Raw genomic sequence first — 23466 nt, forward strand, 5'->3', positions numbered from 1 at the left:
AGAAGGTGGTACAACAATTCCCGGCTGGTCAGTCTATCGGGACAACTGGTCAAGTGCCTCTGCAGGCGTTTTCCAATCAAGCGTTTTTCGGGGCCTGGCGTTGAGGGCGGCCGCCACGGCCGCCACCTCCTCGGCGCTGTGCACGCTCAGATCCGTGCCTTTCGGGAAGTACTGGCGCAGCAACCCATTGGTGTTTTCGTTGGTGCCGCGTTGCCAGGGGCTGTGAGGATCGCAGAAGTAGACCTGTACGCCTGCGTCGATCTTCAGGCGTGCGTGCTGGGCCATCTCAGCCCCTTGATCCCAAGTCAGCGACCGGCGAAGCTGCTCAGGCAAGGTGATGATCGTGCGCGTGATGGCGTCACGCACGGCCTCGGCACCGTGTCCGGCGAGCGCGGGTCCGTTCTTCACGCGAGCCTCATGGCCATGGCCCGTCATGCGAGGCAGGTGCAGCAGTAGGGTGAAGCGCGTCGTGCGCTCCACCAAGGTGCCGATCGCGGAGCTGCCCAGCCCCAGAATGAGGTCCCCTTCCCAGTGGCCCGGCATGGCGCGATCGGCGGCCTCTGCCGGACGTTGACTGATCATGATCTCGGGCGAGATGAAGGCCTTGCCTCGCCTGTGCGTGCGCGCCCTCGGCATCCGCAATACCCGCCCAGTGCGCAAATAGGCCGCCAGCTCGCGGCGCAGCGCACCCCGAGCGTGAACGAACAGCGCTTGATAGATGGCTTCATGGCTGATGCGCATGGTCTCATCTTCCGGGAAGTCGACCGACAGGCGCCGGGCGATCTGTTCCGGGCTCCAGGCTTGTGCCCACCGCCTATCCTGCCGCGGTCCATGCCGACGGCCTTTCCAGGGCACGGCCGGGCCGGGCACAGGCGCTCCGTTTGGAGCGACGACGACGCCAGCCAGTCGGTCCTCCACATACGCCCGCAAGATCGCGTTTTGCGCCAGCTTCGCCAGCTTGGGACGGCGAGCGGCTCGCTCGGCGTGCCATTGCGCTGTGGTCGCGCGATAGGCCAGACCGCCGCTTCGGGTGGCGGCGTTGCGCCGCAACTCCCGGGAGATCGTCGATGCCGCCCGCCCGAGTCGGCGAGCGACCTCCTGCATAGAGTAACCTTGCACGCGAAGGAGCGCGATCTCCTCTCGCTCTGCAAACGAGAGATACCGGCCGGAGAGCGGCCTCGCCGAGCATCCAAACATCGCTGGTGGCATGCCGCCTGCCTTCCGGAACCATCTTGTTCCTACCGGCGGCGACACACCGGCCTCGATTGCGGCATCCTCACTGGCCATGCCTGCCGCGATCGCTGCCCAGAACCGTCGCCGTTCCTCTCCTCCTGCCACTGACGGTCGACCTGGTGACAGCAAGGAGGGCCGCCCAGACCGATCCGAACGCCGCTTTCGAATGTTCATCGCAACCTCCTTCGTTAAGATGTTGCGACGACCACTTGAATCCGCCCAGTATGCCGCCACGAGCTACCAGCGCGTACTGGCGGCGCACGGCTTCATCCCCAGCATGAGCCGCACAGGCAACTGTTGGGACAATGCCTGTGTCGAAAGCTTCTTTGGAACGCTCAAGCGCGAGCTCGTGTACCATCGGCGCTATGGGACCCGTGAAGAGGCCACCCAGGACATCTTCGAATACATCGAGGTGTTCTATAATCGGACGCGCCGGCACTCAACCCTCGGCTATGACTCCCCAGCCGAGTTTGAAGCAAGGGCGGCGGTTGCTTAACCAGGTGTCCACGAAATTGGGGGAAGGTCACTCAATGTAAGCCACCTCACAGATCGCGATGACTCATGCCTCTAAAATTGCACTATGGCTCGTCTTGATATTCTCGTTCACCGGGGTTGCCTGTCCGAGCGATCGACTCTGGCGTTAGTCAAAGAAATTCAACAGGAACTTCCTGCGTGGCATATCGAGGTTCGAGCTGCAGACAAGCAGGATCGTGATGTCTTGGGCATCCTGGTGTTCCCTGCTTTTCTCCTCGGTGGGCGGGTCCTAGCCACGGGTATCCCACGGAAGGAATGGTTGCTGGCGAGACTCAAAGAATGGGAGCGGAGCAACTCCTGATCAGGCGGCCGTCGGCCAGAGAGCGACTCTAGAGTGAAGACGATGTCCGTAATGGATACACAGCCGGAGAGATTCAGCTCTGACCTCTCACGCATCACCGCCACCGAAATCGTCTTTCTGGATATTACCCAGACTCTCGGTGTCACGTTTGTACCAGATCTGTTTATGGGAATGTGCGATCGACCGGCTTATCTGGAAACGGCCTGGGAACTGTTCAAAGAAGAGCTTTATCTCGAACATCTGGATCACAGCACCAAGCGCATCATCGCGTTGGCCATTACCACAAATGAGGCAGGATTGTATTTCGCCACGGCCCTGCCTCACGCGTTTCGGCTGAACGCGCTTGATCAGGCAACGTACCGCAAGATTGTGTCGACCATCCGATTTTTCAAGGCGTTTGACCGGTACCTTTCTGGAGTCAGGCCCTCCTCTATCCTGGATACTCCGGCGTTTGTGAGCGCGTGTTTGCGTGATGAATACCAAGGGTTTAAAGAGACAATCCCGGCGCCCGTTGCGCCGTTGGGAGAACCCTTTCGGCCAATCGGCGTGCGGCTCGGTGGTTTACGGCTCATCATATTTCTGCTGCTTCCGATTGCGATAACAGTCTATCTGTTCGTCACATGAACCAGCCCGGTCCATCGCTCTCTTCTTCGACTCCGGTCAGAACGGTTTTCTGGCCCTATCTTGTTCCACCCCGGCGCAGAGTGCTGCTCCTGATCGCCATCGGTGCTGTGCTTAGTTGCTCCGCGTGGCTTGGATTTGGAAAGTCGCTAGCGACCTCGTTCGATCTGACCAAGCATAGTGTTCCACTCGACCAGATTGTCGATGGAGGGCCGGGGAAAGACGGGATTCCTGCCTTGCTCACCCCGCGATTCGTTTCTGCGTTTGGGGCGACGTTCCTCCAGGACGCTGATCGCGTCTTGGGACTTACACAGGGAGTCGAAGCCAAGGCCTATCCGATCAAGATTCTCAACTGGCACGAAATCGTGAATGATGTGGTCGGCGGCAAGCCGGTTGTTGTCACCTACTGCCCGCTCTGCGGGACCGGGATCGCCTTCGATGCGAATGTGGAAGGGAGCCGGCACACGTTTGGCGTGTCCGGCCTGCTCTATCAAAGCGACCTCCTCATGTACGACCATCAGACAGACAGCTTGTGGTCACAGATCGGCATGCATGCCGTGGCGGGGCCGCTGACAGGCCAGCGGCTCACTCCTGTCTTTCTGGAGCATACGACCTGGGCGGAGTGGCGCGCGGCCCATCCGTCAACACTCGTGCTCTCGACGAGAACCGGGTCGCTTCGAAACTACGATCGAGATCCCTACACAGGTTATGCTGAAAGTGGTGAGCTGTTTTTCGACACCACGCATGTCGATCCGCGCTACCATCCCAAAGAATGGGTGGTGGGGATCGAGCACAAGGGCGTGGTCAAAGCCTATCCCTTTAGCGAGCTCAAGAAGGGCGAGTCTCCCCTCACCGATGAACTCGGCGGAGACACGGTGACGATACATGTTAATCACCGTGCGCGCAGCGTGTCGGTGACTGATACGGGAGGGAGACCGATCCCGTCCGTGACGGCCTTCTGGTTCGCCTGGTATGCCTTTCATCCCGACACGCAGGTGTTCAAATGGCCTGTACGGAGGTCCCCATGACCAGAGTGACCCGCTGGTTCCTCGAACGGCGGCTCCGTGCGGTTGAGCGGGCGCAGGGGGCCGAACTCGCCTATCTGCGCGGCATGCTGCGCGTCTCGTTTCCGCACTTTCTCGCATTCATACAGGTCATGCCTCTTGCGCGGTTTCGGAGGGCCCTTCCGCCTGAGGCGTATCATCTGGCGCGAATTGTCACAGCGCGACATGAAGATTGCGGCACGTGGATGGCGATGGAAGTGCGCCTGGCAACACGAGCCGGCGTCAGCGCGGCCCTGATTCATACCATTCTCGATGAAGCCCCCTGCGCGCTGCCCTCGGATTTGGCGGAGGTATATTTCTTTGCCGAAGCCGTGGCGACGGGCAGTGGCGAGGAGGATACCTGGCGTGAAGCTATCTTCCGTCGCTATGGTGACGTCGGCGTCGTCGAGCTTTCCATGGCGATCGCCGTCTCCCGCCTGTTCCCGACCCTCACGCATGCCATGGGCTGTGCCGCTCCTTGCGTGCCGAGCAACGCCCAGTTCGAGGCGCTGGGCCGTGACCGGCAAGGCTAGAATACGCTCCACAACCTCCGTCATCTCCTCTCATTACTCCAGCAACCGGAGATCCTATTCTCCTTCGGCCGTCTCCGTCAGATATTTGTTCAGCCGTTTGTAAGATATGTCACAGACCCGTGTCGTGAACGTGGCTTAGCATGGCATCATCTGTTCATGGATAGAAAGGATGCGATACAGGGTCATGCGAAGGAGGAACAAGTTGGGAGGCCGGGGTCACCATGCGGGTGTGCAGGGAACCGCGGAAAGGCCGCTAGGTCAACATCGGCGGCACATCGCCGCCTTCATAACAGCATCGGTACTGACAATCGTGATGCTCTGGATCAATGGCGGGGTGGCGGTGGCGGAATCGTCCTTTGCGGCTCGGGACGTCGTGAAGCGCGGCACCATGGAACTCGGAGGGGCCGTGGGATACGCCCAGGCCACAACGGCGGTCGGCGCTGGTACATCGGCCAACCGGGCAGCAGCCTTTGTCCTCCCGCGCCTCGGAATGGTGCTGACCGATCCCCTGGGATCCGGATGGTACCAGGGCAATGTCGAGCTGTTGGTGGAACCGGTGTACGCTCGATTCACCAAACCGTTTGCGGCCGATGGAGCTGGCGGTTCGTTCGTGGTGAAATACAACTTTCTCTCGTTCGGTCGATGGATGCCCTTCTGGGATGCCGGCGCCGGCATCTTCTGGACCAACTTGGCGCCGCGGATCTCAGAACAGAGCACACAGTTCGAATTTGGCCTGGAAACGGGTCCTGGCGTGCACTATTTTGTGACGGACCGGATTACCTGGACCATGGGTGTGCGGCTCCACCATATCTCCAATGCCAACCTCGGCGAACGGAATACCGGGATCAACGGGGTGCTGCCTTATGTCGGTGTCTCATTCTTCACACCGGGATTTTTTTGACGCCCAGGGAGTCGATACCGTGACGCTGATGACCTACTGGCTCAATTTTGGAACATTTCACGCCTCGGTCCTGAGACGGTCGAAATGGGAGCCAGGGTTTTGCGGCGAAATGCGCAACGCGCTTCAGTCACGATGAGCGGGCAACCAAGAGGACCGATAGGGCGGTCCGTCGCAAGTCAACACGTTGCGGACGTATGGTATCCCAGTCTTGGAACGTCAGACTCATAGTCTTTCCGGAGGTTCCACGCCCCATGGAAATACATTCCTCACACGACAGCTCTAACACGGCCGCTGAGAAGTACCGAGTGCTGTTGGAGATCACGAATGCGCTCGTGTTGAATCTCGACCGGGACGCGTTGTTCAAAGCGATCGCGAGCGAGATCCGGAACGTCACCACGTTCGATCGAGCCGGCATCACCCTCTACGATCCTGTGGCCGATCACTTCCAAATCTATTCACTGGAAACGACTGCTCCGCCGGTTTCACTGCAGCGGGGGGCTGATATTCCGCGGGAGGGAAGCGGGATGGGGTGGACGTTCGACCACCGGACACCGTTGTATCGCCCGCAATTGCCGGACGACCGTGGGTTCTTCGAGGATACGCATTTCTTGGCTGAAGGCTTGCAGTCGGTGCTTTATCTGCCCCTAATGACGCGAGACAGGATATTGGGAACGCTTCAAGTGGCCAGCACAATCCCTTCGCGCTATACAGACGAGGACATCGCGTTTCTCTTGCAGGTGGCCAGTCAGCTGGCGCTCGCGCTCGACAATGCGCTGTGCTACGACACAATCAAGTCGCTCCGTGACCAACTCCACAAGGAGAACGTTTATCTTCAGGAAGAAATCAAGTCGACCCACAACTTCGAAGAGATCATTGGAGAGAGCCCAGTGATACGACGAGTGTTGCGGAGTGTGGAACAAGTGGCGCCGACCGATTCTACGGTATTGATCCGGGGCGAAACCGGGACCGGCAAGGAGTTGATCGCCCGAGCAATTCACGATTTGAGTCAGAGAAAGTCCCGCCCATTAGTGAGAGTCAACTGCGCTGCGCTCCCCGCAGGGCTGGTGGAGAGCGAACTGTTCGGTCACGAGAAGGGGGCCTTCACCGGAGCGCTCAATAAGAAAATCGGAAGATTTGAACTCGCCCATCAGGGAACGATCTTCCTGGACGAAGTGGGCGATCTGCCGCTTGAGACCCAGGCCAAACTCCTCCGGGTCTTGCAGGAACAGGAGTTCGAGCGAGTGGGCGGTGCGCAGACGATCACGGTGAATGTCCGCGTCATGGCCGCAACCAACCGGGATCTCAAGGCCGCCGTGACCCAACAGACCTTTCGCGCTGATCTGTTCTATCGTCTGAATGTCTTTCCGATCCAAATTCCTCCCTTGCGGGAACGCACGGAAGACATTCCGATCCTCGCGCGCTACTTTATCGACAAATACATGAAGAAAATGAACAAGCAATTCGAGGCCATCGGCCACAGCACGATGGAGCGACTGGTCCAGTACGCCTGGCCTGGTAATGTGCGAGAATTTGAGCATGTGATCGAACGTGCCGTGATCCATTGCAGCGGTCCGACCCTGGATATCGGAAATGAGGCCTTGTCTGTCACGAGCGCCGCCGTGGCAACTCCGGAACGGCTCATGACGTTGGAGGAAATGGAACGGAGCCATATTCTGAAAGTGCTGGAACTAACCAAGTGGGTGGTCGGGGGCCCCAAGGGCGCTGCCGAACTGCTCAATATCCATCCCAATACCTTGCGGAGCCGGCTTCCCAAACTCGGCATCACAAAGCCTGAGTAGCCCTGTTACAGCCTCGCTGCCCACGAAAAAGAATCACGAACCGGTCCACCCGCCCTACTCCTCGATCGCACCCTGCCCAGATTCCACGAGCCCTCGAACCTGGTACGACCCTTCGTATCACCCTTACGCATCCCACAAGAGCCTCCAATGAAGCCATAGCCTCTAACCATTGGGAATCAGGCGCTGCTCCATGGTTGCGATCGGTTCTCGGCGCGGGCACGGTCCTTGAGATACAGAGGAGCAGCACTCTCAGACGATTTGGAATGCGATCACGGCCCGATTGCCGGAGCCGTTCGAGGAGGCGCCACGATGTTACGAATTACTCAAGTGAGCGAAGACAGTGACCAGGTTTGCCTGAAGGTGGAGGGCCGGGTGATCGGAGACTGGGTTTCCGAACTCGACCGTACCTGTGGGTCTTGCCTGTCCCAGAGCCGACACATCACGCTCGATATGTCCGATGTGACCTACATTGATCGACAAGGAGTCGAGACGCTCAAGAGGATCTTGGGCGAGAACGTGCGGCTGACGGGCGCCACCCTGCTCGTGCAGGCGCTTCTGGGACGGCAAGTCGTCGGAAAAATTCGGCAAGGAAAGACAATCGGACCGGGAGGACCGCCGATCAAGGCAGCGAACCTCACGAATTCCAGGCGCTCTCAATGACACGGACATCGATTGGAAGGAAACTCTACAGGGCGCTGAGGGAAAGGAGGACGTCATGACACACGAGACGCAGTGGAAATGTTTGTCAGAAGGGAATGCGTGGACGTTCATGAAACTTTCCGCGATCCTGCTGGTGATCGGTCTTGGGATGGAAGCTTACATTCTGTTCGCGCATGGGGCAGACACGCTTGGTGAGTATATTCGACTCCTCTTTCTGGCGTCCTGGAGTGGCATTATCGGAATCGCGAGTGTCGCACTGGCGACAGTGTGGCTGCTGATGCGGGCCATGACGACCTGCCGCTGAGGCCAGTCCCTTGCAGGCGACAGGGACCAGGCTCGGGATGGTGGACTGTAGCTGGGACAGCAGGAATGGCGGGAACGTCCATGATGATTTGTTCCTGGTCCCACTGGGGCCGAGTTGTGGAGGGAGATGTATGACTCGCATTCGCGCTTGGAGTGTGGCGGCATGGCTCACGGCGACGCTTGGCTGCGCCGTCTCCCAAGCAGACACACTTCCCGGTGTGCCCTCGGCGCCGAATTCGGAGGCGACAACGGTGCGCACCGCACAGGATGAATCCATGCTCCATAATGACGCCGGAGGGCGATTGTTCGAGCAGGGAGACCTGGAGGGTGCGGCCCGGGAGTTTCGTGAAGCGATCCGGTTCAGTCCTCTGAGTCCCGTGCCCCATAACAACCTCGGCATGGTCCTCCATGTTCAGGGACAGCCCGCAGACGCGCTCATAGAGTTCCGAGAATCCGTCACGCTCAATCCTGGCTATGCGCCGGCCTGGAGCAATCTTGGCTTCGCCTTCTACGAGCTGGATCAACTGATCCCTGCGATGGAGGCTTGGCGGATCGCCGTGGACCTCAACCAGCAGATGGCCGGCACCTGGGCCGGTCTGGCGCTCGATCTCTTCGCCGGTGGCCATGGGGGCGAGGCAATTGAGAGTTATCGGCAGGCGATCCACTTGGACCTGCGTGACGCGGACCTGACCTATCTGCGGACGGTTCGGCATTGGAGCGTCCGGGCCCTCAATCATGCCGATATGATTCTAAGAGTGATCGCAGCCCGGCAGCAAGCGTTCCTTTCTGGTCCGTTGCGATGAGGATGCCGATGAATGCTCCGCTTGCCTCGCTCACGTTGGTCGCCATTCTGGCCGTCTCCTGGATGCCCGTGCTGGCCGGAGACGCACGACTCTTGCTGAATCCTTCTCCTGACTCGCTCGGAGACAATGGACTGCCGAAGGGATGGCAGATACTGCGTTTTCAGAACGTCGCGAAGGCGACAGATTACTCCGTCGAGGCAGACGAAGGGGGAACGGCTCTCAAGGCGGTGAGTCAGGCATCCGCCTCCGGCATCTACACCGAGGTGGACCTGGATGCGAGTGAGTTCCCGCTGATTGCATGGGACTGGAAGGTGTCCAATCTCATCGAGAAAGGGGACGCCACGACTAAGAACGGCGACGATTTTCCCGCGCGGATCATCGTGGCCTTTCATTACGACCCGGCCCAAGCCTCTCTCTTCAAGCGGATGAAGTATGAGATCGTCCGGTTGATTTACGGCCGTTATCCTCCGGGCAGCGCGCTCCTCTACGTCTGGGACAATCGGCTTCCCGTGGGGACGATGCTCGACAACGCCAATGCGTCCTGGGCCAAGATGATCATCCTGGAGAGCGGACCGTCAAAGGTCGCGCAATGGGTCAGTGAACGACGCAATGTTTCCGAGGATTATGCAAATGCGTTCGGTAGCGATCCGCCCAGGCTGAGATTCATCGGGATCATGACCGATACGGACGACACGGGCGAACAGGCGACCGCGTACTATCGGCACCTCTCGCTGAACAGGAGTTGAGCACGATGAGAGACCAGAACCACTCAGCAGCCAGGCCGCAGACGATGGTCGAGTGTCAACACCTGGGGAGTCGCCCGGCAGGGACAGGAAGCGGTCTGGCCTGCGCGGGACTCCTCTCTGTTTTCGTGTGCGCCGGCCTGTTCAGCATCGGAACGTCGCAGGCAGTCGCGCAGAACTCGCTGCTCTTCTCCGAAGACTTCGAAGCGGGTTTGAGTGTCCGCTGGGAGGAGCAGGGATTTCCCAGTATCGCCAGGCACAACGTCTTTTCCCTCGCCTCCGAGCCGGACGGCAATCACTATCTCAAGGTCGAGAGCGACCGGTCCTCTTCCGCCAAAGGCGTGCATCTGACGTTTGCTCCGCGACAATGCCCCCACGTGAGTTGGCGATGGAGGATCTCGAACACGATCGCGGCGGGCGACCTCATGCGCAAAGAAGGCGACGACGCGGCCGCGAAACTCTACGTGGTCTTTCGCGGCCCGTCGTTCTGGAATCCATTGGATAAACGTATTCTGGTGTACCTGTGGGATCACCGGGCGCCGGTCGGAGCCATCTATCCCAACGCCTGGCTGCCGTCTAAAGAGCGAATGGTGATCGTGGAGAGCGGAACCGCAAAGGTGGGCCAGTGGGTGACTGAACAGGTCCATCTGGCGAACGATTTCATGCGGGCATTCCCGGGAAAAGAGCCGGGTGAGGTGGAGGCCGTGGCTTTTCTGGCAGACACGGACAACACGCGATCACGCGTCATCGCCGGCTTTGACGATTTGGCGATCCGTTGCGCCGAACCTGAAACCAATCGAGTTCGCCCATGAACGCGCGCAGACGTGCCTCTACATCGGTTGGTACATGGGCGTATGGACTCTGCGGTTGTTTGTGTGTGGCGATTTTCTCTTCCGGATCGAATCTTGCGGCGGCTCAGGAGGCGAAGACGCTCACACGTCTGCATGATCCCGTGATTGTGAAGACCGGCATCCTCACAGGACTCCCGACCCGCGATACGGCCAGGTACCGGCTCTACAGCGTCCAGGATGGTCACCTCTTGCCCATCCCGTTCCAGTTTGACGAGCGGGACGGCGCGGGCGAGATCGTCTTCAGCGACACCGATGCCAAGGACGAGTTTCAGCTCGACGAGAATGATGAACTGGTCTTTATGGCTAAAGATACCGGAGATCGGCTCGCATCGGAATTGTTGCCGGCCACGAGCGATGCTGCGGTCGAGATTGAGGTGGCCGACCCCGTGAACGGAGAGCGAGGCTGGGCGTACCTCGTCCATTATTCGGCTCACGTTCCTCCGACATCGCCGGTGTCCTATGCCAGATTCGATCCCGCCACGAACCAAGCCCGGACCTCGTTCTACACGATCGACTATTATCCCGGACGCAACTTTTTCACCGGCCTGCGCATCGCGCCCGCCGCAGGCGGGACGGACGAGAATATGCTCGAGCGCATGAAGCTGCGTGTGCACCCCACGTTTTCGTTGCTCCTCTCCACCTGGAGCCCGCTGTTCACCGAAGAAGACTTTTCAGTCCGGATCGACGGGGTCAAGAACGGGCCCGTTCGGGCCATCCGCCGAGTCCGTCAATCACTCAACCTCGGCCGGTACTTCCCCGATATGCCGGGCGGGACCGCCTATACCTATTTCTATGCCAGTTCTTTCACTACTCCCTCGATATTTTCAGCGCCATGGCTAGTCCTGAAGGCACTCCAAGACTTTCAGTTTACCGGCGTGAGCGAATTCCGCGACGGAGCAGGCGGGATGACCTATCGGGATGCCGTGAATCCGCAGCCCCTGGCCTTCTCCGCACAGAAGAACGAAGCCGGTGCCGTCACCGACAAAGATCATGATTGGTATGTCGTCGGCGGGAAACCCGGCACCTATCTGCAGGCCTTCATGATCCCGGAACAATGGAAGGAATGGGGGATTGTCCGGGGAACCGTATTCCGTTCTCAACCGTCGGCAGTTGGGTACAGCCTGCTGAACATGACGAACCTGCGCAAGCCGGGAAACTATCATATGAACATGATCTTCGTGATCTTGACTCGTCCGTACCGGACCGGGGATGAAGTTCCGCCGTTAGCCATGCTTCGACACCCGCTGCACATCAACGCCAAAGCACTTCGGAGTCAGGCGGAAGCGAAGCAACGCACATCGGTGGCTGGATCACCCAAGACCGCAACCTCCCCACCCGGATTTGCCGTGGGACGCGGAAGCGGTGAAGAAGAAGGAGGGATGCCATGATCGGATGGAATCAACCCGCCGGACAGGTTCACCTCGCACAAAGCGGCAGGCGGCGCGAATGGGCGCCGACCCACGCGATCTGCCTCTCGGCCGTCGGCCTGCTGGTGTCGATACTCCTCTCATACAGCCCCGTTCTGGCGGCTGAAACGGGGGCCCCCACTCGCACGATACAAGAGGCCGTCAACCGGGTGATGACGATTCTTGCCGATCCGGACTGGCGGAAGTCCGAGCGGAGCCGGGAGCGGAAACGCTTGGTTGTGGAGGCCATCAGCGGCGTGATCGATTACGACGAGATGGCCATGCGTGCGTTGGGGCAAGAGTGGAAGGCGCGCGCCGACAGAGATCGCAAAGCGTTCTTGGACGCATTCAGGCAATTCATGGAATCGTCCTATGAAGGCCGGTTCAAAGACTATTCGGGCGAAGACGTCCGTTACCTCGGCGAGCAGGTTGCGGGAAACTTTGCCGAAGTCCGCACCAGGCTGGTCTCGCGCAAAGTCGATCTCCCGGTGAATTTTCGTCTCGTGAATAGAGGAGAGGCCTGGCGCGTCTACGACATCAGCGTGGATGGGATCAGTCTGGTGGGAAACTATAGAGCCCAGTTTGCCAGTATCATCCGAGAGGCTTCGTTCCAGGCGCTGCTCGTCAAGCTCACGAGCAAGGCCGGCGATGTTGCGGAGCCATTTGAGGGGCCCCGCCCATCGACCGTCAGTGCGATCGGAGGCGAGCGATGAAAACGAAACGTCCTCCGCGAGTCGCCTTGCACATCGGCAACATTTGGCGTGCCGTGTTGTGGTGTTTTGCCGTCCTCCTCTGCCAGCCTTCTCTCTCCTTGTCGGCCCAGAGTCCACCTCCCGCTCATGAGGCCGGCAGTTCACATCCTTCACTTCCGAGAGGAGGGGCCTCACAACAAGTCGGCCTGACGATCTCGGGTTGGGATGGATCGGTGGAAGGGAAGGCCTACTCGGAATTCAACCACCGCCTGGCCGGAGCTTTTGTCGTGCTCATCGGCCTCAGTGAACTGCACAGCGCGTTGGGCATCACGGCCTGGTCGTGGGTGCGCTTTCTCTTGCCGGGTGCGATGTTGGTAGCCGGGAGCTATCTCGTCGTCTGGAGTGATCACGATGCCTGGCCGATCGGCCCTCAGACCTTCATGAAGACATTCTTCGGCGGCGACACCAGAACGTTGCAACATAAGATCTATGCCCTCCTGCTTCTGGTCGTCGGCACGCTGGAGCTGTTCCGGCGATCCGGGCGGTTGCAGGAGCGTTACTGGGCGCTGCCTCTCCCGACCTTTGCGGTCATCGGAGGGTCGCTGCTCTTTCTCCATAGCCATAGCGACCACCCGTCTGCCCATAAAATCGCCCTCCATCACCTGACGATGGGAGTGACTGCCTTGATGGCCGGAACATGCCTGCTTGTCTCCGAGTATTCGCTCGCCACAGCCGATGCGATTAACAGTGTAGCTCCCTCACATGCTCGTTGGAAAGGCGCATGGGGAATCCTCGTGCTGATCATTGGCATTCAGTTGCTGGTCTATGCTGAATGAGAGGCACGCGATGAGCAGCCCGCGATTCTTCACGGACGCCGGGATCGAAGTTCCTGCGGTCACGGCTGCGCAAATGCGGGAAGTGGACCGCATTACCACTGAAGAGACGGGACCGAATCTCTTTCAGATGATGGAGAACGCCGGACGCAATCTGGCGCTGCTCGCCCTTGCGGTGCTTGGCGAAGTGTGGACTTCTGCGAGAATCGTCGTGCTGGCCGGTAGTGGAGGGAACGGCGGAGGGGGGATCTGCGCCGCCCGCCACCTAGTCAATCGCGGGATCAGCGTCACACTCTGTATCGCAGAGCCTGGCGATCTTGATGAAGTTCCTGCGTTTCAGCGGAAGATCTTCCGCTCGACGAGCGGCAGAGAAATCACACCGACCTCCTTGACTGTCGAACCAGTCGATCTGGTCGTCGATGCCTTGATTGGCTACGGGCTCCGCTCTGCTCCGCGCAGTCCAGTCTCGGAGCTGATCCGGTGGGCGAACGGATCAGGAGCGCCGATTCTGGCGCTCGATATTCCGTCCGGATTGGACGCCACAACCGGTGGCACGCCGGGAGACTGTATCCAGCCCCATTGGACCATGACGCTGGCTCTCCCCAAAACGGGCCTGCTGCCCCAGAGAACAGGACAGCTCTTCCTGGCCGACATCGGCATTCCCGAGCAGACCTATCGTCGCATGGGATTGTCCTATGTCAATCCGTTCACAAAGGGTTTCTGGGTTCCGTTGACCTGCCGGTAACGACCCGCCAGCGCCTGACGCGCGGCTCAACGCTATCTCCAAGCCATTCAACGCTCCCCACCGTCTCCTGCCCCCTTGCCTCTCATCAAACAAAGAGCGCGTTGCCGAATACGATTGTTCGGAGGCTACACGAAGCGTCGTAGCGGCAGCTGGCAGAGGAAAGACCTGCCTGGTCAGATCCACAAGCTAACTCCTTGGAAGATAGACCGTCAGTTGATCCGCATCGTTCTGCTCCGTTCGGCACGGCCTATGCGATTCTCATCATCAGGCGTTCAAGAATCGAGGAGAAACACAGACAAATAATTCGGCAATGGAAGGAGGCGCCGCATGACACTCCACTGGGACACCACACACACGAGAGAACTCATGCTGGTCATTGGAGTGCTCGGCTTCGCCGCTGTGCTCGCGAGTGCGGCCGCGTCGGTAGCTGGAAGCCGGGCACCAGGCAATCCAGTGCTCTGGGCTTCCCCGGTGGAGGCTGCCAGGCAGGGGCACGCGGATGCCGCCGGCGTTGAGGCTCTGCAGATGACGTCCGCGACCTCTCCGAGAGGCGATTATCGCTTCGAGGTACCGGCAACCTGGGCCCATCCCCTGGATCCTAGGGATGCGACACTTGAGGGCTTCTTTGTCGGACCGGTGGACCAGACACGACATACGGTGGTCATGATGATGGTCTCTCGATATCCGAGGGGAGGACAGACTGCATCCATGGAGAATCTGCTCGCGCAGTTGCAGGGTGACAAGGGCGCACACATTCTCGGCACGGAGGCCATCGCAGTCGACCGTCGTCCAGCCCGTCTGGTCAGGATTCACGAGGTCGCGTCTCTGCTCTCGAAGGGGCTTGAGGTGCTGAGCCTGGATCTCAGGGAAAGTATCGTCATGATCGAGAATGGGCCGGATCTCCTTGTGATCGAGTACGCCGCCTCGCCGGATCAGTATGGGGAATACTGGCCGGTCTTCGATCGGTTCATCACGAATTTTCAGTTTGTGCCGACATCGAGATGAGCGGGAGAGACGCTCTCATCCCAACGGGCCCTGTGTGGCTCTGAGGAAAGAAAACAGAGGGGACGGTATGGAACAGGCATCTACTTCTAGCGACCGCATTATCCACGCCGTGGCCGAATCTCCCGGGTGCTTGCTTGAAGAGCTGGTGTCCGCCTGTCCGGGCCTCACGTGGAACCAGATCTTCTTCGAAGTGGATCGTTTGAGCAGAACAGGACAGGTGCAACTCATGCGGACCGGCGCCGGAACGTATGCCGTTCGACTTCCCACCCCTGCGCCGCAGCAGTTCGGCAGCGCTTCGTCGGTTCGACCGCAGAGTCTTGAGGGGAACATCCATCACGACTGCCAGGGGTGAAGAAAGGTCGTCTAGAAGGAAACCGGAAAGTGTCAGCTAGATCACAGACAGTGGAGCCGGTCCATGCTGTACTACAGACGTATTCCTATAGCAGGGCGAAACATCGCTTTTTATCATCAATGGGACAAAGGAGGTGCCGGTATGACGCTCACACGGAACGGGTTGGGGGCCGGGGTGCTTATCGTCACGGGATTGGTGTTGGGGGCAGGAGTGTATCTTGCCGGTGCGGAGATGGAGATGGCGAGCCCCTACATTCCCGAGGATAAAGTGATGATGATGAAGAAAATGATGATGATGATGAAGCCGGACACGCTGGAGGCTTCCGTCGAGCGAGGGAAGAAGCTCTTCAACGACACGAGCCTGGGAATGAACAAGTCGGGCCAGAGCTGCGCCAGCTGCCACAGCGAAGGCGGCACGGTCGGCGGCGCGTCCGAAATGGAATGGAAAGGGATGAAGATGAAAGTCGCCATCCCGACGCTCAAAGGGGCGGCGCCGCATTTCCCCAAGCCGATGGGGCCGATGAAAGCGGTGGTCACGCTGGGCGGCATGAACAACATGTGCGTCATGACCTTCTTGAAAGGCATGCCGCTGGATTTGAACAGCCAGGCGGCCACCGATCTGACCGCCTACATCACGACCTTCAGCGAAGGCCGGAGACTGGAGCCGGGGGCCATGAAGATCGTCCCGCTGCCGGTCCCAGGGGCCATGTAAGGGTGGAGAGATGATCACTGAATCAATGGAATGAACGTTCGAAGAAGGAGAATGACCCGATGAAACGAGCAACGATGGTTTCAGCTACAGCATTCGCGCTATTGGGTGGTCTCTGGGGATGCGAGCAAATGAAAATGATGATGATGGGGGGCGATATGAGCATGATGAGCCCCTATCTCTCCGAGGACAAAGTGATGGCGATGAAGAAGATGATGATGACGATGCCGCCGGATACGCTGGAGGCTTCCGTCGAACGGGGGAAGAAGCTGTATAACGATACGACCTTGGGAATGAACAAGTCGGGCCAGAGCTGCGCCAGCTGCCACAGCGAAGGCGGCACGGTCGGCGGCGCGTCCGAAATGGAATGGAAAGGGATGAAGATGAAAGTCGCCATCCCGACGCTCAAAGGGGCGGCGCCGCATTTCCCCAAGCCGATGGGGCCGATGAAAGCGGTGGTCACGCTGGAAGGCATGAACAACATGTGCATCATGACCTTCTTGAAAGGCATGCCGCTGGATTTGAACAGCCAGGCGGCCACCGATCTGACCGCCTACATCACGACCTTCAGCGAAGGCCGGAGACTGGAGCCGGGGGCCATGAAGATCGTCCCGATGCCGGTGCCTGGGGCCATGTAGTCCCGGCAGCATAGATAGACAGGCCGGTCAATCCACGAGGGAGAATTCAGATGAAGGCATCGGCAAAACAGAACAGCGTCTTGCAAACCTGGCTCACTGCGGCCTGGCTGGCAAGCCTCGTCATTCTGGTGCAGGGATCCCAGGTCTTGGCGGCGGGTGGGACAGCGAGTCCCACGGCGACCGCTCCCGCCGGGCGGGCCGATGTCGGCGCGAAACTCTTCGATCGCAGCGATTGCCGGAATTGTCACAGCGTCAATCATCAAGGCTCGGAGGTCGGACCTGACTTAACTCAGGTCGGCCTCCGGCGCGCTCCCGGCAAACTGCTGGAATTCATCTATGATCCTGAGGATCAGTTTCCAGACACGAAAATGCCGCGATTCCCCTGGAAGAGCAAGCAGGAGGTCGCGGACATTGTTGCCTATCTCCAGACGCTGAAGAAGCCGGTCGATCGGGATGCGATTCGCAAGACCACAACTTCGCCGGTGGAGTTCGGGAAAGCCCTGGTGGCGGCGTTCGATTGCCGCGCTTGCCATATCATCCAGGACGGAGGGCGGCCCCGGTATCCGAACCTGACCCACATCGGCAGCAAGATCTATCCCGAATGGGAACAGGAATGGTTGAAGGATCCGCAAAAGATCAAGCCGGGCACGTTTATGCCGACGTTCGGCTTTACAGAAGACGAAGCCAAGGCCATCGCGACTTATCTGGACAGCTTGAAGTAGAGGCCGGATGAAGCCGGGATGGCGCCGCTTGGCAGGAATGGTGAGCGCACTCATTCTCTTGACCGGAGGGCCTATGTTCGCACGCGCATTGTCCTTCTTCGGTACGGCGCCCCAGAACGTTCGCGTCTCGGACTTTACCCCAGGTCGCGCGCAAGCCGGGACGCTGTCGGCTGGCCAGCGCGGGCTGGCGATCGGAAGCGAAGGGATGGCGGTTGCCGTGTGGTCGGACACACGGGAGGGTAAATCCAACATCTATCTGGTCAAGAGCCGTGACGGCGGCCGCACCTTCGGCTCGAATGTGCGTGTGAACGATGTCCCTGGAACTGCCGGGCTGTTCGGAGCGACTGTGGCGCTGGACCGGCAGGATCGCGCCCACATCGTGTGGTTCGACAATCGGGACGGCGATTACGACATTTACTTTGCGCGCGAGGCGGCGCGTGGCGATGGGTTCACCGCAGCCATCCGTATCAACGACGACAAGGACAACCCGGTTGAGGCGGATGTCTTTGGCGACGACGAGCCAGATGGCTTAGCCGGTCCAGCGTTTCAGACCTTGCCCAGTCTGGCGGTCGATCGGAACGGGGCGATCTACGCCGCATGGCAGGACTATCGCCGCAATCAGGCCGACATCTATTTTGCCAAGAGCATTGATGGCGGGAAGACGTTCACCGAAAATCTCCGCGTGAACGACGATGTGGGCCGCGCCGGCCAGCTCTACCCGAGCCTTGCGGTCGATGCCGGCGGAACGATCTACCTGGCCTGGCACGATTTCAGGAAAGGCAACCAAGACATTTATTTCTCACGAAGCACAGACGGAGGAAAGACGTTCAGCCGGAACGTCCGGGTCAACGACGATCCTGGAACAGACGGGCAGTTCAACCCCAGCCTGGCGGTGGATGATGGCGGCGCGGTGTATGTGGCTTGGCACGATCTGAGAGAGGGCCAAGCCGATATCTATTTTGCGAGGAGTATCGACGGCGGTCAGACCTTCAGCCCTAATCGGAAGCTCAACGACGATCGAGGCGAGACCTATCAGTTTCATCCGAGTCTGGGAGCCGGAGTGACGGGCGCCGTGGCGGTGGCGTGGGAAGATTATCGGAATGGACAGGCCGACATCTATCTCGCGTATAGCGCAGACGGCGGAAACACGTTCCGACCCAATGTTCGAGTCAACAGCGATCGGCGGCCGGCCGATCATTTGCATGCCGGCTTGGCGGTCGGCGCGCACAAGGAATTGATGGTCATCTGGGAGGATCAGCGGGATGACCGGCGGGGCGGCCCAAGTGTCTGCCAGCCGGTCCGTTGTTCAGATGTCTATGCCTCGTCGCTGCCGTACTTGCGGCAGCCGATGGAGTGAGAAGCGCGAGTCATCAGGGGCTTGCCGGAAACTGCACACCACAGAGGAGCATGACGATCATGACGCAGATAGGAAAGATCGCGATAGGGCTCAGCACGCTGTTTGCGCTGACGTTGGGATGCGCAGAGCCGCCTGTGCCGCGCGAATCGATGCCGACAATCGCGCCGCAGACGGCGAAGGCCGTAGTGTCGGCACAAGCGCGTCCTGCTCCAGCCAGCGCGCCGGCCGGCCAGGCCATGACGGGACGCCCAGATGTCGGGAAGGAATTGTTCAAGAAACAGGAATGCGTGAATTGCCACAGCATCCGCGGCCATGGAGGGAGCCAGGGACCGGATCTGGCGCAGGTCGGCCTTCGCCGGTCTGCAGAATGGCTGAACAACTTCATCTACGATCCGTCGGAATTGTTTCCTGAAAGCCCGATGCCCAGACTGGACTGGAAATCCGAGCAGGAGGTGGCGGATGTCGTGGCCTTCTTGCTCACCTTGAAACGCGAGGTTCCAAAAGAGAAGATTCTTCAAGCCAAGGCTTCCGACGTCGAAAAAGGCGAAGCGTTCGTGCGGGCCTACGACTGCCGGGCCTGTCATACGATCGGCGAAGGCGGCGTGGCGGGCTACCCCGACTTAAGTCACGTAGGTCGCAAGATCCGCCCCGAGTGGGAACGCAGCTGGCTCAAGGACACCCAGACAATCAAGCCGGGCACCTTTATGCCGACGTTTGGTTTCAGCGAGCCGGAGCTTGATGCGATCGTGGCTTATCTCCATACGTTGAAATGACAGAGGGAGCGATCTTCTAAGATATTCATACTTCGAGAGGAGGAGAATGATGGCAGGGAATCGTTGGTGGCAGTACGGGTCGATCGGCATGCTGGTGTTGTCTCTGGGTATGGTCGGGTTTGGCACGGAACGGTCAGTGACCGCTGGCCTGCTGGATTCGTTCGGGATGGGGGGGGATGACGCAGCCGTCGTCGAGCATCCTCCGGTTCCGGCCGAGTACAAGGACAAGCATATGCCTGCCGGCGGATGGACCGACTCCAAGGCGATCGAAGAAGGCCGGAAGATCTACATGGGCCTCGTCAACCCAGAGGTCAAATGCGCCAAGTGCCACGGCGATGACGGGAAACCGGTGAAGGCCGGCGCCAGAGACTTCCGGCAATCGAAGCGCATGGACACCTATGAAGACAGTTTTTGGTTCTGGCGGATCTCAGAAGGAGTCCCCAAGACCAAGATGAAACCGTGGAAGGAACTCTTGACCGAAGAACAACGCTGGCAGGTGATGGCTTTCGAGCACGCGTTTTCGCACGGGGGCAAGCCGGAAGCGCACGAGCACGCAAAGCGGTAACCGGATCATGACTCACGCGAGACCATACGGCGCTGCTTCTGTCATCGGACGCCGCAGCCTGCTGGTGCACGCCGTGACCGGCGTCCTCGCGGTCGTGGGTTTGACGAGCGGCTTCCCTGCCTGGGTATTCGGCCAGGCCGCTGTTCCGATTCTGCATCGACCGAAAGATCCGGAGAACCTCACCGAGTTCGAACGGATGCATGTGCCACGGGTGAGGATCGCCGAGGTTATTGAAGACGGGGCCAACGCGCCGGTGATCGTCGAGATGGACCATCCCATGGACCAGGACCACTATATTCGGAATGTCCGCATTCTGGATTATCAGGACCCCTTGATCTGGAAAGGCACCTTTCATTTTACGCCGGACTCGGGAACGGTCTCCCTCTATACGCAGGTCCGGTTGGATGCCGGGAAATCCACGATCTACGCCGTCGCGGAGTGCAACAAGCATGGACGATGGGTCGGCAGCGCGGACGTCGATGTGGCCGTCGGAGGCTGTTAAATGGCTGAACCGAAGCTCGCTCCGCCGGTCGCGCGACTTTCCACGTCAGACTATCCCCGTGGACCGGCTCGCATTCGGCTGCCTCGCCGGATCGCCAAAGGGGACGTGATTCGCATCCAGGCCAAGGTCCGCCATCCCTCGCGCACCGGCTTGAAGATGACCGGAGAACATGCCTTCGGCCCGGATCCAGACAATCCCGCCATCTATATCAGGCTGCTCGAAATTTACTACGGCGACACCAAGATTGCTTGGTACGAGATGTCATCGGCGGTCAGCGACGATCCAATCGTGACCTTTCCGTTGAAGGCGTCCAGGGAAGCGCCGGTGCGGGTGGTGTTCACCAGCAGCGAAGGCAAGACGTATGAAACCAGCGCGCCGCTGAAATTTACTGTGGACTGAGGCAGGCTGGAGACCATGGGAAAATCTAGTGGCTCGGTCATCGTTGGGGTGGTGTTCAGTTGTTTGGCTTTGAGTATCGGCGAGAGCGTTTCTGCGGTTTCCGCCGAATGGGCGATTCCCCAAGAGGCTGAGGCACTCGCCAATCCCATTGCCCCCTCTCAGGAATCGAGGGGACGGGGGGCAATGATCTTTTCGCGACGGTGTGCGGTATGCCATGGCGAGAATGGACGCGGGGACGGCCCCTCGTCATTGAGTTTGGGCGTTCGTCCCACGGATCTGACGGGCCAAGCCGTCTTTGCTCAGTCGAATGGGCGATTGTTCTGGAAAATCTCGATCGGCCGCGGGCCCATGCCGAGCTGGGATGTCGTCCTATCCGAGGAAGACCGCTGGCACGTCATTAACTATCTACGAGCCTTACCCACGGCGCCATAGCGGTGGGCGAGGCCAGGAGGACAACATGCTGCCCTACGACAGAACACTCACTTGCTTGAAGGCCTCCCTTCTGTTCGCGCTGGGCTGGCCTTTGTTCGCCTCCACCGTGCTTGCCGCCACGATCTATGTCGGCAACCAAGGCGGGAATTCGATTTCCGTGATCGACGCCGTCAGCCGCCAGGTCGTCGAGACCATTCCCCTCTCGACGACCAATCCGCATAATCTGACGCTCTCCGCAGACGGGAAGACGCTCTATGTCGCGAACGTCGGGAGCAGCAATGTCCTGGTTCTGGATCTCAAGAGCCGCAAAGAAGTGGCCTCGATTCCGGCCGGGACGAAAACTCACGGAGTCACGGTCAGCCCCGACGGGCGGTTTCTCTATACGGCCGACGTTGGTTCGAACACCGTGTCGGTCATCGAATTGGCCGGCTATCGCGTCGTCGATACGATCGACGTCGGCAAGAAGCCCATGCTGATCGTCTTTACTCCTGACGGGCAACGCGCCTATGTCTCGAACGGAGGCTCGGCGGATGTGATGGTGGTGGACCCGGCTACGCGTAAGGTGTTGACCAGCATCTTTGCCGGCAAAGATGTCATGGGTACGGCTATCACGCCGGATGGGAAAGAAGTCTGGGTCTCCGAGGGCGGCGAGAACATGGTATCCGTGATCGACACGCGGTCCAACACCATCGCGCATGAGATACCGGTCGGCGCCGAGGCGCATGGACTGGCGTTGAGTCCTGACGGCCGGTTTGTGGCGGTGACCAACCGAAAAGACAACACGCTCTCGCTTATCAACGTCGGATCCCACCTCGTCATGAACACCATCCCCGTCGGACGGCGTCCGGACATCGTCGTGTTCTCGCCCGACGGCCGGGAGCTGTACGTGACCAGCCGGGACACCGGGACGGTCGAGGTGATCGACGTGGCGGGCAAGAAAGTGGTGGCCAGCATCGTGGTGGGGAAAGATCCGCATGGCATCATTGTCGGACCATGACCGGCTGTGATGATTCCACGACAGGCCGCGCCGCCGGCGCGCGCCGGCATGCAGGCCGGGTTGCCCGGTTGCTCCTCGCCATAATCGCGCTGCTGCCTGGCTGCACGAACCAGCCCTCGAAATCCGACACCTCGGCGCGGTGGGTTTCCGTGACAAACGGGACGTCTCATGCGCTGGCTGCCGTCCGCTTTCTGGATACTCAGAACGGTTGGGTGGCCGGCGAAGAAGGCACCATCCTCCACACGGAGGACGGTGGAAAAACCTGGACGCCACAGAACAGCCAGGTGAGGGCAAACTTGATGGGACTGGCGTTTGTTGATCGAAACCACGGATGGGCCGTGGGCGACCAAGTCCATGTCCTTGAGACGCAGGACGGAGGGCGAACCTGGACGCTGCCGCACCAAGAGTTGGAGAACGTCCTGTTAGGAGTGTCGTTCGCCAATGACCGGCTGGGCTGGGCCGTCGGAAGTGTTTCTCACATCCTCCATACGGCGGACGGTGGCGCGACCTGGTCGCGGCAAGACAGCCGCACCACGCAGTGGTTCACCGCGATTCAGTTTATAAGCTCGGACGAGGGCTGGGCCGTCGGCATGCGTGGCCAAATCGTCCATACCCTCGACGGCGGGAACACCTGGGAGCAACAGGCCATCTTCTTGTCGAATCTGTTCGGGCTGCATTTCGTGAGCCGTGAGCGAGGCTGGACCGTCGGACAGGATGGCCTCATCATGACAACAGCCGACGGAGGAAACACCTGGGTTTCTCAGGTCAGCGGCGTGTCGGATGAACTCTCGTCCGTGTGTTTTCTCAATGAGCGCGAAGGCTGGATCGTGGGCCGCAAGGGGACAATCCTGCACACCCGCGATGGCGGTGGGACCTGGACAAGAGAACCCAGCGGGACGAGCCGGAACCTCTGGGCGGTTCAGTTCGTCAGCGCCCAGCGCGGCTGGGCCGTCGGCGAAGGCGGCACGATTCTGCGCTATGTGGCGCCTCCGTAGAATCAGGGAGCCGCCGCGCA

General features: G+C 59.8%; 29 protein-coding genes and 1 pseudogene. 29 read left to right on the plus strand and 1 reads right to left on the minus strand.

Annotated elements, in window-relative coordinates; all coding sequences use genetic code 11:
• Nucleotides 1-33: 33 nt before the first annotated feature.
• Nucleotides 34-1407: an IS30 family transposase gene (locus KJA79_RS21045; protein WP_213044066.1), complete on the minus strand. Its 1374-nt coding sequence runs from the start codon at nt 1405-1407 to the stop codon at nt 34-36.
• Nucleotides 1408-1453: 46 nt separating this feature from the next.
• Between KJA79_RS21045 and KJA79_RS21050 the strand changes: the two are divergent.
• The 29 genes and pseudogenes from KJA79_RS21050 to KJA79_RS21190 all read left to right on the plus strand — a co-directional run.
• A pseudogene (locus tag KJA79_RS21050) lies at nt 1454-1729 on the plus strand (IS3 family transposase); the annotation flags it as partial.
• 84 nt (nt 1730-1813) lie between these two features.
• Nucleotides 1814-2068 (plus strand): hypothetical protein, encoded by a 255-nt coding sequence (locus tag KJA79_RS21055; RefSeq protein WP_213044067.1) that lies wholly within the window; start codon nt 1814-1816, stop codon nt 2066-2068.
• Between the two features lie 42 nt (nt 2069-2110).
• Complete coding sequence (locus KJA79_RS21060; protein ID WP_213044068.1) at nt 2111-2692, plus strand: hypothetical protein; 582 nt, start codon at nt 2111-2113, stop codon at nt 2690-2692.
• Between the two features lie 83 nt (nt 2693-2775).
• Nucleotides 2776-3717 carry a DUF3179 domain-containing protein gene (locus tag KJA79_RS21065; RefSeq protein ID WP_425518130.1) on the plus strand — a complete coding sequence of 314 codons (942 nt, stop codon included), beginning with the start codon at nt 2776-2778 and terminating at the stop codon, nt 3715-3717.
• The gene (locus KJA79_RS21070) at nt 3714-4265 is read left to right on the plus strand and encodes a carboxymuconolactone decarboxylase family protein (RefSeq protein WP_213044070.1); all 552 of its coding nucleotides are present in this window, start codon (nt 3714-3716) and stop codon (nt 4263-4265) included. The genes KJA79_RS21065 and KJA79_RS21070 overlap by 4 nt, the downstream gene beginning before the upstream one ends.
• A 313-nt stretch (nt 4266-4578) precedes the next feature.
• Complete coding sequence (locus KJA79_RS21075; protein WP_246507851.1) at nt 4579-5166, plus strand: acyloxyacyl hydrolase; 588 nt, start codon at nt 4579-4581, stop codon at nt 5164-5166.
• 251 nt (nt 5167-5417) lie between these two features.
• Nucleotides 5418-6965 carry a sigma-54-dependent Fis family transcriptional regulator gene (locus KJA79_RS21080; RefSeq protein ID WP_213044072.1) on the plus strand — a complete coding sequence of 516 codons (1548 nt, stop codon included), beginning with the start codon at nt 5418-5420 and terminating at the stop codon, nt 6963-6965.
• 309 nt (nt 6966-7274) lie between these two features.
• Complete coding sequence (locus tag KJA79_RS21085) at nt 7275-7625, plus strand: STAS domain-containing protein (protein WP_213044073.1); 351 nt, start codon at nt 7275-7277, stop codon at nt 7623-7625.
• A 55-nt stretch (nt 7626-7680) separates the two neighbouring features.
• On the plus strand, nt 7681-7929 hold the full coding sequence (locus KJA79_RS21090) for a hypothetical protein (RefSeq protein WP_213044074.1): 249 nt from the start codon (nt 7681-7683) through the stop codon (nt 7927-7929).
• Between the two features lie 130 nt (nt 7930-8059).
• Nucleotides 8060-8731, plus strand: a complete 672-nt coding sequence (locus KJA79_RS21095) for a tetratricopeptide repeat protein (RefSeq protein ID WP_213044075.1) — start codon at nt 8060-8062, stop codon at nt 8729-8731.
• Between the two features lie 8 nt (nt 8732-8739).
• Nucleotides 8740-9477, plus strand: a complete 738-nt coding sequence (locus tag KJA79_RS21100; RefSeq protein WP_213044076.1) for a DUF3047 domain-containing protein — start codon at nt 8740-8742, stop codon at nt 9475-9477.
• A 5-nt stretch (nt 9478-9482) separates the two neighbouring features.
• Complete coding sequence (locus tag KJA79_RS21105) at nt 9483-10286, plus strand: DUF3047 domain-containing protein (protein ID WP_213044077.1); 804 nt, start codon at nt 9483-9485, stop codon at nt 10284-10286.
• Complete coding sequence (locus tag KJA79_RS21110; RefSeq protein WP_213044078.1) at nt 10283-11713, plus strand: hypothetical protein; 1431 nt, start codon at nt 10283-10285, stop codon at nt 11711-11713. The genes KJA79_RS21105 and KJA79_RS21110 overlap by 4 nt, the downstream gene beginning before the upstream one ends.
• Nucleotides 11710-12444, plus strand: coding sequence for an MlaC/ttg2D family ABC transporter substrate-binding protein (locus KJA79_RS21115; protein WP_213044079.1), 735 nt, complete (start codon nt 11710-11712; stop codon nt 12442-12444). Before KJA79_RS21110 ends, KJA79_RS21115 begins: the two co-directional genes overlap by 4 nt.
• Nucleotides 12441-13259 (plus strand): hypothetical protein, encoded by an 819-nt coding sequence (locus KJA79_RS21120; protein WP_213044080.1) that lies wholly within the window; start codon nt 12441-12443, stop codon nt 13257-13259. The genes KJA79_RS21115 and KJA79_RS21120 overlap by 4 nt, the downstream gene beginning before the upstream one ends.
• A gap of 10 nt (nt 13260-13269) precedes the next feature.
• Nucleotides 13270-14001 (plus strand): NAD(P)H-hydrate epimerase, encoded by a 732-nt coding sequence (locus tag KJA79_RS21125; protein ID WP_213044081.1) that lies wholly within the window; start codon nt 13270-13272, stop codon nt 13999-14001.
• Nucleotides 14002-14328: 327 nt separating this feature from the next.
• Entirely contained in the window at nt 14329-15006 is a 678-nt protein-coding gene (locus KJA79_RS21130; RefSeq protein WP_213044082.1) for a hypothetical protein, read from the plus strand.
• A gap of 67 nt (nt 15007-15073) precedes the next feature.
• Nucleotides 15074-15358 carry a hypothetical protein gene (locus KJA79_RS21135; protein WP_213044083.1) on the plus strand — a complete coding sequence of 95 codons (285 nt, stop codon included), beginning with the start codon at nt 15074-15076 and terminating at the stop codon, nt 15356-15358.
• A gap of 141 nt (nt 15359-15499) precedes the next feature.
• Nucleotides 15500-16069, plus strand: a complete 570-nt coding sequence (locus KJA79_RS21140) for a cytochrome c peroxidase (protein WP_213044084.1) — start codon at nt 15500-15502, stop codon at nt 16067-16069.
• A 59-nt stretch (nt 16070-16128) separates the two neighbouring features.
• Nucleotides 16129-16704, plus strand: a complete 576-nt coding sequence (locus KJA79_RS21145; protein ID WP_213044085.1) for a cytochrome c peroxidase — start codon at nt 16129-16131, stop codon at nt 16702-16704.
• 50 nt (nt 16705-16754) lie between these two features.
• Nucleotides 16755-17426 carry a c-type cytochrome gene (locus tag KJA79_RS21150; protein WP_213044086.1) on the plus strand — a complete coding sequence of 224 codons (672 nt, stop codon included), beginning with the start codon at nt 16755-16757 and terminating at the stop codon, nt 17424-17426.
• Nucleotides 17427-17499: 73 nt separating this feature from the next.
• Nucleotides 17500-18783, plus strand: a complete 1284-nt coding sequence (locus KJA79_RS21155; protein ID WP_213044087.1) for a sialidase family protein — start codon at nt 17500-17502, stop codon at nt 18781-18783.
• Between the two features lie 59 nt (nt 18784-18842).
• Complete coding sequence (locus tag KJA79_RS21160) at nt 18843-19556, plus strand: c-type cytochrome (protein ID WP_213044088.1); 714 nt, start codon at nt 18843-18845, stop codon at nt 19554-19556.
• 46 nt (nt 19557-19602) lie between these two features.
• Nucleotides 19603-20121 (plus strand): c-type cytochrome, encoded by a 519-nt coding sequence (locus KJA79_RS21165; RefSeq protein WP_213044089.1) that lies wholly within the window; start codon nt 19603-19605, stop codon nt 20119-20121.
• 7 nt (nt 20122-20128) lie between these two features.
• Nucleotides 20129-20623, plus strand: a complete 495-nt coding sequence (locus KJA79_RS21170) for a thiosulfate oxidation carrier protein SoxY (protein WP_213044090.1) — start codon at nt 20129-20131, stop codon at nt 20621-20623.
• Entirely contained in the window at nt 20624-21022 is a 399-nt protein-coding gene (locus tag KJA79_RS21175; RefSeq protein WP_213044091.1) for a thiosulfate oxidation carrier complex protein SoxZ, read from the plus strand.
• Nucleotides 21023-21037: 15 nt separating this feature from the next.
• Nucleotides 21038-21454 (plus strand): c-type cytochrome, encoded by a 417-nt coding sequence (locus KJA79_RS21180; RefSeq protein WP_213044092.1) that lies wholly within the window; start codon nt 21038-21040, stop codon nt 21452-21454.
• A 25-nt stretch (nt 21455-21479) separates the two neighbouring features.
• A complete protein-coding gene (locus KJA79_RS21185) occupies nt 21480-22451 on the plus strand; it encodes a YVTN family beta-propeller repeat protein (RefSeq protein WP_213044093.1) in 972 nt (323 codons plus the stop codon).
• Nucleotides 22448-23446 carry a WD40/YVTN/BNR-like repeat-containing protein gene (locus tag KJA79_RS21190; RefSeq protein WP_213044094.1) on the plus strand — a complete coding sequence of 333 codons (999 nt, stop codon included), beginning with the start codon at nt 22448-22450 and terminating at the stop codon, nt 23444-23446. Before KJA79_RS21185 ends, KJA79_RS21190 begins: the two co-directional genes overlap by 4 nt.
• Nucleotides 23447-23466: the final 20 nt, after the last annotated feature.

Origin of the sequence: Nitrospira defluvii, assembly GCF_905220995.1 — a bacterium.
GTDB classification, from domain to species: Bacteria; Nitrospirota; Nitrospiria; order Nitrospirales; family Nitrospiraceae; genus Nitrospira_A; species Nitrospira_A defluvii_C.

Excerpts from the sequence above, each read along its gene's own strand:
- KJA79_RS21045 (WP_213044066.1), bottom strand. The coding sequence starts at position 1,407 with ATGAACATTCGAAAGCGGCGTTCGGATCGGTCTGGGCGGCCCTCCTTG.
- KJA79_RS21055 (WP_213044067.1), top strand. The coding sequence starts at position 1,814 with ATGGCTCGTCTTGATATTCTCGTTCACCGGGGTTGCCTGTCCGAGCGA.
- KJA79_RS21060 (WP_213044068.1), top strand. The coding sequence starts at position 2,111 with ATGTCCGTAATGGATACACAGCCGGAGAGATTCAGCTCTGACCTCTCA.
- KJA79_RS21070 (WP_213044070.1), top strand. The coding sequence starts at position 3,714 with ATGACCAGAGTGACCCGCTGGTTCCTCGAACGGCGGCTCCGTGCGGTT.
- KJA79_RS21075 (WP_246507851.1), top strand. The coding sequence starts at position 4,579 with ATGCTCTGGATCAATGGCGGGGTGGCGGTGGCGGAATCGTCCTTTGCG.
- KJA79_RS21080 (WP_213044072.1), top strand. The coding sequence starts at position 5,418 with ATGGAAATACATTCCTCACACGACAGCTCTAACACGGCCGCTGAGAAG.
- KJA79_RS21085 (WP_213044073.1), top strand. The coding sequence starts at position 7,275 with ATGTTACGAATTACTCAAGTGAGCGAAGACAGTGACCAGGTTTGCCTG.
- KJA79_RS21090 (WP_213044074.1), top strand. The coding sequence starts at position 7,681 with ATGACACACGAGACGCAGTGGAAATGTTTGTCAGAAGGGAATGCGTGG.
- KJA79_RS21095 (WP_213044075.1), top strand. The coding sequence starts at position 8,060 with ATGACTCGCATTCGCGCTTGGAGTGTGGCGGCATGGCTCACGGCGACG.
- KJA79_RS21100 (WP_213044076.1), top strand. The coding sequence starts at position 8,740 with ATGAATGCTCCGCTTGCCTCGCTCACGTTGGTCGCCATTCTGGCCGTC.
- KJA79_RS21105 (WP_213044077.1), top strand. The coding sequence starts at position 9,483 with ATGAGAGACCAGAACCACTCAGCAGCCAGGCCGCAGACGATGGTCGAG.
- KJA79_RS21110 (WP_213044078.1), top strand. The coding sequence starts at position 10,283 with ATGAACGCGCGCAGACGTGCCTCTACATCGGTTGGTACATGGGCGTAT.
- KJA79_RS21115 (WP_213044079.1), top strand. The coding sequence starts at position 11,710 with ATGATCGGATGGAATCAACCCGCCGGACAGGTTCACCTCGCACAAAGC.
- KJA79_RS21120 (WP_213044080.1), top strand. The coding sequence starts at position 12,441 with ATGAAAACGAAACGTCCTCCGCGAGTCGCCTTGCACATCGGCAACATT.
- KJA79_RS21125 (WP_213044081.1), top strand. The coding sequence starts at position 13,270 with ATGAGCAGCCCGCGATTCTTCACGGACGCCGGGATCGAAGTTCCTGCG.
- KJA79_RS21130 (WP_213044082.1), top strand. The coding sequence starts at position 14,329 with ATGACACTCCACTGGGACACCACACACACGAGAGAACTCATGCTGGTC.
- KJA79_RS21135 (WP_213044083.1), top strand. The coding sequence starts at position 15,074 with ATGGAACAGGCATCTACTTCTAGCGACCGCATTATCCACGCCGTGGCC.
- KJA79_RS21140 (WP_213044084.1), top strand. The coding sequence starts at position 15,500 with ATGACGCTCACACGGAACGGGTTGGGGGCCGGGGTGCTTATCGTCACG.
- KJA79_RS21145 (WP_213044085.1), top strand. The coding sequence starts at position 16,129 with ATGAAACGAGCAACGATGGTTTCAGCTACAGCATTCGCGCTATTGGGT.
- KJA79_RS21150 (WP_213044086.1), top strand. The coding sequence starts at position 16,755 with ATGAAGGCATCGGCAAAACAGAACAGCGTCTTGCAAACCTGGCTCACT.
- KJA79_RS21155 (WP_213044087.1), top strand. The coding sequence starts at position 17,500 with ATGTTCGCACGCGCATTGTCCTTCTTCGGTACGGCGCCCCAGAACGTT.
- KJA79_RS21160 (WP_213044088.1), top strand. The coding sequence starts at position 18,843 with ATGACGCAGATAGGAAAGATCGCGATAGGGCTCAGCACGCTGTTTGCG.
- KJA79_RS21165 (WP_213044089.1), top strand. The coding sequence starts at position 19,603 with ATGATGGCAGGGAATCGTTGGTGGCAGTACGGGTCGATCGGCATGCTG.
- KJA79_RS21170 (WP_213044090.1), top strand. The coding sequence starts at position 20,129 with ATGACTCACGCGAGACCATACGGCGCTGCTTCTGTCATCGGACGCCGC.
- KJA79_RS21175 (WP_213044091.1), top strand. The coding sequence starts at position 20,624 with ATGGCTGAACCGAAGCTCGCTCCGCCGGTCGCGCGACTTTCCACGTCA.
- KJA79_RS21180 (WP_213044092.1), top strand. The coding sequence starts at position 21,038 with ATGGGAAAATCTAGTGGCTCGGTCATCGTTGGGGTGGTGTTCAGTTGT.
- KJA79_RS21185 (WP_213044093.1), top strand. The coding sequence starts at position 21,480 with ATGCTGCCCTACGACAGAACACTCACTTGCTTGAAGGCCTCCCTTCTG.
- KJA79_RS21190 (WP_213044094.1), top strand. The coding sequence starts at position 22,448 with ATGACCGGCTGTGATGATTCCACGACAGGCCGCGCCGCCGGCGCGCGC.